The following is a 12,223-nucleotide window of genomic DNA, read 5'->3' as shown; positions in this document are numbered from 1 at the left end:
GTGTATGACCGTCTTTCATCGTGACTGGCTTGTAGAGCCAGTGCTCGCCGGTCCCGGGATGACACAGTCAGGTCTTCTCCTCGTGGCCGCTCAGCTCGTCGGCCGAGACATTCCAGTCGGAGACGTCCTGCACGTGGAATTCGTCGCCGAGCACGGACGGAAACTATCGCTGTGGGGGTCCGGCGCCGACACCGCGTAATACTAGGAGGTGATGACTGGTTGGCGGCGTGCGGTAGGTATGTTCCGGATCGAAGGCAGTCCTACTATTATATCCGACCTACTGTTGTGTCCGAATCTTGATCCGGTATGACCCGGTGCTGCGGCCCCGCCGCGCCCTCGTGGCCTGGCGCCAGGTGGTGGAAGCGCGTGACGGAGTAGACGTCGGTGGCGCGGTTCGCGACAGATGGTTGCAGTATGGTAAAGATTATTGATATACAACTATCCGGGGTGCGGTCGGGTCCGGGTGCCGCACAGTGCGCCGTCGGTGCCGGCCACGCTGCTCGCTGGGGAGCTGCCTATGTCCGACCTGACCCGGGCGGCGCCTACTCGTCCTGGCGATCTGCTGCATGAGCCTGTTCATCGTCGGGCTCGACAACACGGTCGTGAACGTCGCGCTGCCGTCGTTGCGCCGTGACCTGCACGCCTCCGCTGCCGGCCTGCAATGGACGATCGACGCCTACACGCTGGTTCTGGCCAGCCTGCTCATGCTCGGCGGGTCGACCGGCGACCGGCTCGGCCGCCGCCGGGTCTTCCAGACCGGGCTGGTCCTGTTCACCGCCGGATCCCTGCTGTGCAGCCTCGCGCCGAGTCTGACCTGGCTGATCGTCTTTCGGATGGTGCAGGCGGTCGGCGGGTCGATGCTCAACCCGGTCGCCATGTCCATCATCAGCAACACCTTCACCGACCCGCGGGAACGCGCCCGGGCGATCGGGGCGTGGGGCGCGGTGATCGGCGTCAGCATGGCGTTGGGACCGGTGCTCGGCGGGACGCTCGTCGAGTCGGTGAGCTGGCGGGCAATCTTCTGGGTCAACGTCCCCGTCGGCGTCGCGGCGCTGGTGCTCGCGGGCCTGTTCGTCCCGGAGTCGCGCGCGGCCCGGGCCCGCCGTCTCGACCCGGTGGGGCAGGCCCTGGTGATCGTCGTCCTGGCCTCGCTCACCTACGGGATCATCGAGGCCCCGTCGGCGGGCTGGCTTGCCACCCGGACGCTGGCGCTGTTCGCGGTGTCGGCGGTGTCGGCGGCCGTGCTCGTGCGCTACGAGGGCCGCCGCGCCCAGCCGTTGCTGGACGTCCGCTTCTTTCGGGCGGCGCCGTTCGCCGGGGCGACCGGCATCGCCGTGTTCGCCTTCGCCGCGCTGGCCGGCTTCCTGTTTCTCAACACGATGTACCTGCAGGAGGTCCGGGGCTACTCGCCGCTGCTCGCCGGGATCACCACCCTGCCGATGGCCGGGATGACGGTCGTGTCAGCGCCGATCGCCGGGCGGCTCGTGGCCAGCCGCGGGGCCCGCACACCCCTGCTCATCGCAGGTGTGACGATGACGGCCGGGAGCGTGATGCTGACCGGGCTGGGCGTGAACACCTCGATACCCTGGCTCGTGTCGGCGTATGTGCTCGTCGGGCTAGGATTCGGTATGGTCAACGCGCCGATCACCAACACGGCTGTGACCGGTATGCCGCAGTCCCAGGCCGGGGTGGCTGCCGGCATCGCCTCGACGAGCCGCCAGATCGGGCAGTCCCTCGGCGTCGCGGTCATCGGGTCGCTCGCTGCGGCACACGTCGCCGGCCGCGCCGGGGTCGTCGACCCGACCAGCGCCGTCGCCTGGTGGACCATCGTGCTGTGCGGAGCGGGCGTGCTGTTGCTCGGAGCCGCGAGCACCGGCACCTGGGCGCGCGGCACCGCGCAGCGCACCGCCGCCTGGCTCGCCGCCGATGCCGATACCGCCGATGCCGATACCGCCGATGCCGCCGATGCCGATACCCGTCGGACGCCGGCCGCCCGGGACGCTGCCTCGACGCGGCGGGCCGAGGGCGGCCGGCCGGCCGCAGCCGGCGTGAGCGCCGGGGCCACCGAGGGCGGGCGGCACCGGCGACCGGTGCGGCCCGCGACGGCGGGGGCTGCCGCCGGCGATGAACACCGTGCCGGGCGGCGAGGCGCTTTTCGGCGGCGGTCCGGGGCGGGGCGCGCCGACGCCGCGGCCCGGTCTCGGCCCCACGGCCCCTCCGGGCAGGATGGTCACGATGAGTTTGCTCCCACGCGCTGACCGGCGCGATCCCGTGCTGACCGCCGGGGTGATGGCCGACCCGCCGGGGTCGGAGCCCGCGCCCATCGGCGTCCCCGTCGGGCAACCCGAGACCGCCATGCTGTCCGAGCCGGCTGTGCTGTCCGAGCCGGCGCTGCTGTCCGGCCGGGCGGAGAGGTTGGCACGGGCGGCTCGGGTGTGGCGGCGGATCCGGGCGGTCGTGGTCGATCGCAACGAGCGCCGCCGGGAGGTCTGCGAGGCGCTCGACCTCAGCTTCATCCGGGTCAAGGCGCTCCTGGCGCTGCAGGCCGGGCCGCTGACGTTGGGCGAGCTCGCCGCCGCCCTGTCGATCGACCGCCCCTACACCACCCTGACCGTTCACGAGCTGGAGCGGCGCGGCCTGGCCGAACGCACCGTGCACCCGGACGACCGGCGCTCGAAGCTCGTCGAGCTGACCGCCTCCGGCCGGACGGCGGCCCGACTCGCCGACGACATGCTCAACCGGCCACCCGCGGCGCTCGTCGCACTCGATCCCGCGGATCTCGCCACGCTCGAACGCATCACCGCCTACCTGGCTGGAGAGAGTGCGGATCCGACGGCATGAGTAGCGGATCCGGAGAGCTCCGGTCCTGGTATCCGTCCTTCCTGCGGCTGAATAGATCTGACAGACTCGGCTACTGATCTTTAATGTGCGATGCCGGTCGATGGATCATGATGATGGCTCCACGGCCGGTCCGGTGACGGCGAAGTACCTCTCGGGCAGATCAGAACGGTGCCGGACTGGCCCGCGGACGGTTCCCGGCCGGCGCACAACCCCGCCTCCGACTCGCCCCCGACCCGCTCCCGCCTCCGCCCCGTCTCCGACCGGTGATCAAGGTGTTCCGTGGAACCGCGTCGCGGTCGTCACCGTCGCTGCTGCCACGTCCGCACGGTTCTATCCCGGTCCCGGTCCCGGTCCCGGTCGGGGTCGGGGTCGGGTCGACGATTACGTTCCGTGGTCGGTGAGGGAGTCGGGAGCGGGGGTGTGCGTGGGAACGGTGCTACCTGGGTCCTTCTGTAGGGACAAACCGGACGCCGAACCCACCAGAGCGACCACATAGGCGCTCTCCCACGCATCCACCCCGAACACCCCACCGCCACCGTCACACTCCGCGACCACCACCACCGAGGCAGGAGCCCAGTGCGGTAGTCCCGCCCGCTGGGATCTGTGCGGGGGGCCGCCCGCAAGGGCGGTCCCTACCGCGACCCGCCGGTCGTGTGGCCTTTGCTTCTCGGGACTGCTGGCCCAGCAGCCGCGCGGTCAGCCGGTGTTGCGGAGGCCGGCGGCGATGCTGTTGATCGTCAGCAACAGCGCCCGGCGCAGGTGGGGATCGGCGTCCTCCCCGGCGGCGCGGGCGTGCGTGAGCAGGGAGAGCTGCAGGGCGTGCAACGGGGCGAGGTAGGCGTCGCGGACCTCGAGGGTGTGGCGCAGCGTCGGGGCGTTCTCCAGCAGTTCCGCCTGGCCGGTGACCACGAGGACCTCGGCGACCGTGCGGGCATGCTCGGCGCGGATCGCCTCGAAGATCGAGCCGCCGTCGTCGCCGACGAGCGTCGAGACGTAGCGCTGGGCGATCGTGAGGTCCGACTTGGCCAGGGTCATCTGCACGTTGCTGAGGAAGGTCCGGAAGAAGTGCCAGGACCGGTACATCTCGGCGAGGGTGTCGCCGGCCCCGGCGGCACGGGCCGCGGCCAGGCCGGTGCCCACGCCGAACCAGCCGGGCAGGATGATCCGCGACTGCGTCCAGCCGAACACCCAGGGGATCGCCCGCAGGTCGGCGAGCCCCCCGGAGCCGCCGGGCCGCCGTGACGGCCGCGAGCCGATGTTGAGGTTGCCGAGCTCCTCCACCGGGGTGGCGGCGAGGAAGAACGGCACGAGCGCGGGATCGCCGACGAATGCCTGGTAGCAGGTTCGGGCGGAGTCCGCGACCGCCTGCATGGTCTGATTCCACCCGGCGAGGACGGCCGGGCTCAGCCGCGCGGACCGGTGCAGGATCGACGCCTCGACCACGGCCGACAGGGCGATCTCCAGGTTGTGCCGGGCGAGCTGGGGCAGCGTGTACTTGTCTGAGATCACCTCACCCTGCTCGGTGACCTTGATCGGGCCGTCCAGCGTGCCGAACGGCTGTGCCATGATCGCCTCGCCGCTCGGGCCGCCACCGCGGCCGACCGAGCCGCCACGGCCGTGGAACAGCCGCAGCACGACGCCGTGACGGCGGGCGACGTCGCGCAGTTCCCGCTGCGCCTTGTGAATCTCCCACTGGGACGCGGTGATTCCCGCATCCTTGGAGGAGTCCGAGTAGCCGAGCATCACCTCCTGCACGTCGGCGCGGGCGCGCACCAGCGAGCGGTAGGACGGATCGGACAGCATGCCGTCGAGCAGCTCGCCGGCCGCCCGCAACTCGGCCACCGTCTCGAACAGCGGGACGAAGCCAATGCGGGCCCAGGCGGGGCGGTCGGCGAAGCCGAGGCCGACCAGGCCTGCCTCCCGAGCGAGCACCACCACGGCGAGAATGTCGTCGACGTCGCGGGTCATCGAGACGATGTAGCTCTCGATGACGTCCTCGCCGAAGCGGTCCAGCGCCTCCCGCACGGTGCGCATCAGCTCCAGCGTGCCCAGCACCGCCGGGGGAAGCGGCGGCGGCACGGAACCGAGCAGTGGCCGACGCCGGGCGAGCTCCGCGGACAGCAGGGTGCGCCGCTCGGTCCGGCCTAGCCTGGCGTAGCCGACATCGAGCTCCCCGACCTGGTCGTACACCGCGGCCAGGGCAGCATGATGCTTGTCGGCGTGCTCGCGGATGTCGAGGGTGGCCAGCGACAGCCCCATCGCGCGGGCGGTGCGGATCACGCGCAGCAGCGGGCCGTCCGCGACCAGAGAGCCGTCGCCCGCGGCGAGCGAGGCGCGCATCACCGCCAGGTCGTCGAGCACCTCGGCGAGGCTGCGGTAGTCTCGCCCGGGCACGTGTGGCGCGCCGACGGCCAGCCGTTCCCGCGTGCCTGCGAGCCTCGCCAGGATGTAACTGCACTTGAGCCGGTACGGCTCCTCGGCGTTGAGCCGGATGTAGCGGTCGTGCACCTCGGGCAGCGCCTGGCGGTCCGCGGCCAGCGAGGAGAGCAGCTCGTCGTTGACCCCCACCACCCGGGTCGACGCGGTCAGCTCCTTGATGAGCTGTTCGACGGCGGAGATCAGCAGCCGGATACCGAACTCGTGCTGGAGGGTGAGCACCTCCAGGGTGACCGCCGGGGTCACGTTCGGGTTGCCGTCCCGGTCGCCGCCGGCACACGAGCCGAACCGCAGCGGATGCGCCCCGGCCGGCAGCGTGAGCCCCACCCGGGCGAGCGCCAGGTCGAGCTCCTCCAACAGGTCGGGCAGCACCTCGGTGGCGATGAGCTCCAGGTAGTACGCCGCGGAGCGGGCCTCGTCCGCGGGCTTGGGCCGCTCCACCCGCAGCTCGTCGGTCTGCCACAGCACGTCGACCATCTCGGCGAGGCGTCGTTGGGTGCGGTCCCGGTCGGCGGGGCGCGGGGTGGTGTGGTCCGGGCTGTCCGCGTTGAGCAGATCGGCGATGCGGCGCAGGGTGTCGAGCACCGATCGGCGGCTGGCCTCGGTCGGGTGGGCGGTGAACACCGGGCGCAGCTCGAGGCGCCGCGCGATCGACGTGGCTAGCTCTCGGTCGAGGGTGCCGGCGTCGAGTGCGGCGGCCATCCGGTCGAAGGTCTCCGCCAGCGGACCCTGCGCCCGGTCGGACAGCTCCCGGGACCGGTGCAGCTGCTCGGTGATGTTGGCGAGCTGGAAGTAGGCGGTGAAGGCGCGGGCGAGCACGATGGCCGTCTGATCGTCCACGGTGGCGAGCAGCCGACCGAGCTCGACGCCGTTGTCAGGTCGGCGGGCCAGTGCGCGGACCTGCTCGACGAGCGCGAGCGTCTCCGCACCCTCGTGCCGGGTCAGGGCCTGACCGAGCAGATCGCCGAGACGGCGGACCCCCGCCCGCACGGCCGCATGGCGGGCATCGGAGGAGACCCCGCCGGCGAAGGCGCCGGGATCCGGGGCCAGCTCGTCGAGGGCCGTACTCACGCTCCGCTCGGTCGTCACGCCGCCTCCGGTGGGTTCGCCTGGATCTGCCTGGGTTCGCCGAGCTGCCGGACACGGCGACCACGATGTCGCCGGGGCCGGCGGGACCGTCCTGCGCCAGCGATCGCGAACCGCCGGTGAGCTGCGCAATCAGCCGATAAGGATAATTATTGGGGGAGCCGCGAGGACGGCCGCGGCGGCCAGATACGCCCCCGTGGGCAGCCACCAACGGACCCCCGGGGGGTTGAGGAGCCGGGCGATCCGGGAGATGACCGGATTGGTCGTCCCGAGCCGGTGACCGGGTGCCGCCGCCGCCGTCGTGGCTCCGGCTCCGACTCCGGCTCCGGCTCTGACCCCGGATCCGGGCGTGGCTGCGAGCCGCCCCGCCGCCCGGGCCGCCGTGGCTGTCAGGGGATCCTCGGCGCCGAGCGCGGGCAGTACGGCGGCCTGGTGGCCGGTGATGCTGAGTGCCCCGGCGGGGACCGGGGCCCGAGCCACGCCGAGCCGGGCCAGCGCCCGGGCGAGCGAGCGGCGGCTGGTCTCGCGGGCGGCGGCGTCGTCGGCGAGCATCTCGACCAGTAAGGACACGGCCGCCGTCGCCTCCCTGGCCGGTCGGAGGAACGGGAACGTGCGCTCCCAGGCGACGAACGGCTGGATGACCAGATCGTGCCGCCCGGCGATGTGCGCCGCCTCGTGGGCGAGCACAGCGTCCAGCTCGGCGGCGTCGAGGGTGTTCAGCAGGCCTCTGGAGACCACGACCCTGGCGTGGCGCACACCCGGGACGCAGTACGCGACCGCGATCGGGTGGTCGAGGATCCGCAGCAGGATGCCGGCCCGGTCGCGGTGCTCGCACAGGCAGCAGGCGGTGGCGTCGTTCCCACCACCGCCGGGGTTCGTGTCACCGCCGGGATCGTCGGCCATGGCGGGCGGGTGGAGGTGGGTGTGGTCGGTCGACTCCCGCGTGCCGTGCCCGCGGTGGCGGCGGCCGGCGAGGTCGACCAGGTGTCGGTGCCGGTGCCGCTCGCGCAGGGTGGCTGCGGTGGAGGCGCAGAGCACGCCGAACAGACGGCAGGCCAGGATCGTCGCCGCGGCGAGGCCGACGAGGTTGACCCAGCGCAGGCCGGTAAGGGGGGACCCGGCCGCGACGTTGCCAAGATGATCGGTGATCGCGGTCGGGGTGTGCGTGGACAGTGGGGAGACGGTGAACGCGATCGCGGCCAGCAGGGCCGAGACACCGCCGGCCAGCCCGATCGCCTGCCAGAGCACGATCGCCGCCCGCGGGCAGCCGTGCGGCCAGCGCGCGGCGGCCAGCAGGCGTGGTACCGGCCAGGCCAGCACGCCCGCGAACAGGGCGAGGAGGGCCGCGGTCGTCATCTCCTCGGCAACGCTACCGCCCGTCCGGTGGAATCTGAACCGTTCGATCCGAGTCGGTGCTCACCGCGCCGGGTCCGTCCGGCTCGCCGGGCGTTGTCCGGAGTGGGGGTGGGAAGGATGGATCCGGTGTTGCGGCGGCCGCGAGATCGGGGTCGTCGACCGCGTCCACCGGGTCTGCGTCGAGGGGCTCCAGCGCCCGCCGAAGGATCTCCGCCTCCTCGGCGGAGACCGATCCGACGAAGCGGACCAGCGCCGAACCGCGGTCGTCCGCGGTGCCCAGCGCCTCCATCATCGCCTCGGCGACGACGGCCTCACGGCTGTCGGACGCGGCGTAACGGTGTGCCCGCGCGGCCCGCTGCCGACGGACGAAACCCTTGCGTTCCAGTCTTTCAAGCACGGTCAGCACGGTGGTGTACGCGAGGTCGCGCTCGTGGTCCAGGCGGGCTGCGACCTCACGGGCCGTGAGCCAGCCTTCGCTCGACCACAACACGTCCATGACCGACCGTTCGAGGTCACCCAGGCGCGCCATGTGTCGATCCTACGTCGCGTAGAAGTTCAGTGCGGCCGAACGGTCTCGTTGGCGTCGCCTCCTGCGTCACACGGCCGCCGGACCTGGGTGTTCACCTCGCGCCGGCGGGTTGTGCCGGCCGCGGTCCCCCGGCGGTCGGCCGCGCCGACGCCGCCAACGTCACAGCCGGCCGGTGGCCCGATGGTCGCACCGCCGGGGCCGGTCGCCGTCGGCCCCCGCCCGGGCGGCGTCGGGACTTTCCGCCCGGCCCCATTCGGCGCGACACCGGCACATTCTTCCCCCACAGCCCCCGGCCGGGCGCACCCTCTCGGGACCGTCCCGACCGATCGGCATCCGGCCGGCCCGACGGAGGCGTCGGCAATTGCATTCGCCGCCGTTCCCGGTGGTCTTGTGCCGGGTTACCCGGGCGGCGGCGTGGTTGTGTTATCTGAAGGTTATTTTTTCGGTGGAGACGATCGACCCCGATCGGGGGTGAAATCGTTCCAGGCCGCTGTGACCAGTGGCGCGAAATGCGCGGGCCGGGCCCGTTGGTGCCGCGGTGAACGCGGTAAATGCCAAGGTCCGCCGCTGATGGGCACGTCACAGGGGTTTGCGCGGGGAAGGTGCCGAAAGATGGCGTATCCACATAGAGAGGACGCGCGATGCTCTGCCCCACCGGCCGGCGTCGCGCATGTCGTGGACCTCACGGAGGCCCGACCGCCGACCGGATCACCCCGCTACGTACCTTAGGACCTTCTACGTTGGGTAGAAGGTCGACTGAATCCCGGTCGATTTCTTCCCGCGGTCCTTCGAAGGAGCCGTGCGCATGGTTCTCGCCGCCGACGCCGTCGACCTCGCTCGTGCCCAGACGGCGTTCTCCCTCGCGTTCCACATCTGCTTCGCCGTGTTCGGTGTCGGTTTGCCATGGCTGCTGATCTACACCGAGCGACGTTGGCTCAAGACCGGGGACCCGGTCTGGCTGGCCCTGACGAAGAAGTGGTCGCGTGCCTTCGCCGTTCTCTTCGCGGTGGGGGCCGTCTCGGGAACAGTGTTGTCGTTCGAGTTCGGGCTGCTCTGGCCCGCGTTCATGTCCAAATACGGCGGCGCCCTCGGGCTGTCGTTCACCCTGGAGGGCTTTGCGTTCTTCACCGAGGCGATCTTCGTCGGCATGTACCTGTACGGCTGGAAGCGCCTCTCGCCGCGGGCCCACTGGCTGACGCTGTGGCCGATCGCGATCTCCGGCACCCTGTCGACGGCGTTCATCATCACGGTCAACGCCTGGATGAACGTGCCGCGCGGGATCGTCGAGCAGAACGGCAAGCTCCTCGAGGCCAAGCCATACGCCCCGTTCATCAGCCCAGGTACCCCGCCGCAGCTCGTCCACATGCTGATCGCGGCGCTGATGTGCGTCGGCGGCGTGGTCGCGGCCATCTACGCGGTGGGCATGCTGCGTGGTCGTCGCGACACCTACCACCAGCGTGGCCTGAAGATCGGGCTCGCGGTCGTGCTTTTCTGCGCGCCGCTGCAGCTCATCGCCGGGGACTGGGCGGCCCGCGTCGCCGGCGCCAAGCAGCCGTTCAAGCTCGCGGCGATAGAGGGGCTGTACCACACCGGGTCGCACGCGCCCTTCACCCTCGGCGGGATCTACGACAACAAGACCGGTGAGATCCGCTACGGCCTGGAGATTCCCAGCGGGCTCTCGCTGCTCGAGGGTTTCAGTACCGGTCACGTGATCAAGGGCCTGGACGGTGCTCCGCCGGACGAGCGGCCGAACGGCACGCTGGTGCACGGGGCGTTCACGACGATGGTCGGGGCGGGATCCGCCCTGATCGGGCTGTCGCTGATCACCGGCTTCGTCGTCCTGCTGCGCCGCCGGCGCGGGGATCGTCCACTGCTACCCACCAGCAAGCCGTGGCTGATCGCCGCCGCGTGCACCGGGCCGGCGGCGATGCTGGCGATGCTCACCGGCTGGGAGGTCACCGAGGGTGGCCGCCAGCCATGGATCGTCGGCGACCACATGCGGGTCGTCGAGGGCGTGATCGGCGGCAACGCGGTGGCGCCGATGTTCGCGGGCACCCTGGTGCTCTACCTCGGGCTCGCCGGCGCGCTGCTGCTCATCCTGCGGAAGATGGCTACCGGCGGCCCCAGCGGCGAGCAGTTGCGTCCCGGTCAGCCCGTCGGCCCCTCCGCCCCCGCCGCCCCCCGGCCGCGCGACGGCGGGTCCGGCACCGGTGGTGGCTCGGGCCCGGCCGGCTCCGGCCCGGAACAGGGCAGCGGCGACGGCGAATCCGGTTCGAAGGAGTCGGTGCCCGCGGCCCGGTACGTTCCCGCCGACCAGTCTGTCAGCGCTGACCAGTCTGTCCGCGCTGAGAAGTCCGTCCGCGCTGACCCGTCCGTTCCGGCAGGGCGGTCCGTGCCCGCCGCCGCGTACGACCCGGCCACAGAGCCGGCCGCCTGGTACACGCCCCGGATGGATCTGTCCGCGCGCGACCACAAGGGCGTGCCGGTTGCGGTGCTCCTGCCTGGCCGCCTTTCCGTGACCCATGCCGGCGCACCCGCTCCCGTCGGCGGCATCGGGGTCACCGGGGACGGCGACCCGTCCACCGGTTCCAACCCATCGCCTGGTTCCAACCCATCGATCGGTTCCGAGCCGTCCACTGGTTCTGACCCGTCGACGGGTGCCGAGCCCACCGCCACCCCGAGCGTCGGCCCGCGGCCGGCCGTCAGCCCGCTGCCGGATGGCGCCGAGCCGTCTGCGGCGCCGCCCACCATCCCGCGGCCGCGGCCCGAGCCGCACACCACCGGATCCTCCGGTGGTGGACGTCCCGTGCCGTCGAACCGGCGAGGCGCGCCCGGCTGGCACGGCCTGCTGGGCCGGCGCTCCACGGGCGGCCGGCACGCCACCACCAGCCGCCGTCCCGACACCGGCGCTCGCACCGCCGGCCGCACCGACCGAGGGGAGACCCGATGACCGCCGCCGACCTGCTCCTCGTCGTCATGGTGATCGGCCTGACGGCCTACGCGCTGCTCGGCGGCGCGGACTTCGGTGGCGGCGTGTGGGACCTGCTTGCCCGGGGACGGGACGCGCGGGCCCAACGCAAGCTGATCTCGAACGCGATCGGGCCGGTGTGGGAGGCCAACCACGTCTGGCTCGTGTTCATCGTCGTCGCCCTGTTCAGCGGATTCCCGCCCGCCTACGGGGTGGTCGGCTCGTCGTTGGAGGTCCCGCTGTCGGCCGCGCTGGTCGGCATCGTGCTGCGCGGCGCGGCTTACGTCTACCGTGCCTATGGCGCCGGTGCGGCGGGTCCCGACCACTGGTGGGGGCACGTCTTCGCGGTGTCGTCCACGATCACCCCGTTCGCGCTCGGGGTGGCCGGGGCGGCGCTGGCCACCGGGGACATGTCACCGGACGACCCGTTCGCCCCGGTCCGCAGCTCGTTCGGCCTCGTCTGCGGGCTGTTCGCGGTCGCCGCGACGGCCTTCCTCGCCGCCGTCTACCTGTGCAAGGACGCGGCGGCCTCGCCGGTCACCGAACACCTGGTGCCCGACTTCCGTCGCCGCGCCGCCGGCGGGGCCGTGGTGTGCGGCATCCTCGCGCTGATCCTGCTGCCGCTGTTCTGGGATCAGGCCCCCGTGGTGGCGCACCGGTTCGCCGACCGTTCGCTGCTGCTGGTGGTGCTCTCCGCGGTCGGTGGGATCGGCGCCCTGGTCGCGCTGGCGCGTAACCAGTTCGCCGCCGCCAGGCTGGCGGCGGGTCTCGTGGTCGCCGCGATGCTCTGGGGCTGGGCGGTCGCTCAGTATCCCGACCTGATCGTGGGGCAGGTGACGGTCGACGACGCCGCGGCTCCGTCGACCAACATCCAGGCGATGCTCTACACCGTCGGCGGCGGCCTCCTGCTGGTTCTGCCGCCGATGATCGTGCTGTACCGGCTGTTCACCCGGCCCGAGCCGGTGGACTGACCCGGTCGGGCCGATGCCCGGCCCCAGATCGGCCCG

8 protein-coding genes are annotated in these 12,223 nt (G+C 72.0%); 5 read left to right on the top strand and 3 right to left on the bottom strand.

Going from position 1 to position 12,223, the window contains the following annotated elements:
* The 3 genes from G6R25_RS25025 to G6R25_RS26345 all read left to right on the top strand — a co-directional run.
* On the top strand, positions 1-199 hold a 199-nt coding region (locus G6R25_RS25025), incomplete at its 5' end, for a hypothetical protein (RefSeq protein WP_205446919.1).
* 367 nt (positions 200-566) lie between these two features.
* Entirely contained in the window at positions 567-2,258 is a 1,692-nt protein-coding gene (locus tag G6R25_RS06630) for an MFS transporter (RefSeq protein ID WP_235947622.1), read from the top strand.
* Positions 2,236-2,841: a MarR family winged helix-turn-helix transcriptional regulator gene (locus G6R25_RS26345; protein ID WP_235947620.1), complete on the top strand. Its 606-nt coding sequence runs from the start codon at positions 2,236-2,238 to the stop codon at positions 2,839-2,841. The genes G6R25_RS06630 and G6R25_RS26345 overlap by 23 nt, the downstream gene beginning before the upstream one ends.
* Before the next feature lie 696 nt (positions 2,842-3,537).
* On the opposite strand, the gene ppc is transcribed toward G6R25_RS26345, so the two are convergent.
* The 3 genes from ppc to G6R25_RS06610 form a co-directional block, all read right to left on the bottom strand.
* On the bottom strand, positions 3,538-6,366 hold the full coding sequence (gene ppc, locus G6R25_RS06620; RefSeq protein ID WP_205446917.1) for a phosphoenolpyruvate carboxylase: 2,829 nt from the start codon (positions 6,364-6,366) through the stop codon (positions 3,538-3,540).
* A 129-nt stretch (positions 6,367-6,495) separates the two neighbouring features.
* On the bottom strand, positions 6,496-7,719 hold the full coding sequence (locus tag G6R25_RS06615; RefSeq protein ID WP_163552271.1) for a M56 family metallopeptidase: 1,224 nt from the start codon (positions 7,717-7,719) through the stop codon (positions 6,496-6,498).
* Positions 7,720-7,732: 13 nt separating this feature from the next.
* A complete protein-coding gene (locus G6R25_RS06610) occupies positions 7,733-8,248 on the bottom strand; it encodes a BlaI/MecI/CopY family transcriptional regulator (protein ID WP_163552270.1) in 516 nt (171 codons plus the stop codon).
* An 805-nt stretch (positions 8,249-9,053) separates the two neighbouring features.
* Between G6R25_RS06610 and G6R25_RS06605 the strand changes: the two genes are divergently transcribed.
* Complete coding sequence (locus tag G6R25_RS06605) at positions 9,054-11,198, top strand: cytochrome ubiquinol oxidase subunit I (RefSeq protein WP_163552269.1); 2,145 nt, start codon at positions 9,054-9,056, stop codon at positions 11,196-11,198.
* A complete protein-coding gene (locus G6R25_RS06600) occupies positions 11,195-12,187 on the top strand; it encodes a cytochrome d ubiquinol oxidase subunit II (RefSeq protein WP_163552268.1) in 993 nt (330 codons plus the stop codon). The genes G6R25_RS06605 and G6R25_RS06600 overlap by 4 nt, the downstream gene beginning before the upstream one ends.
* Positions 12,188-12,223 lie beyond the last annotated feature (36 nt).

This window comes from Candidatus Frankia alpina, assembly GCF_902806485.1.
In the GTDB taxonomy this organism is placed as follows: domain Bacteria; phylum Actinomycetota; class Actinomycetes; order Frankiales; family Frankiaceae; genus Frankia; species Frankia alpina.
This window is presented reverse-complemented; position numbering and strand designations above follow the sequence as displayed.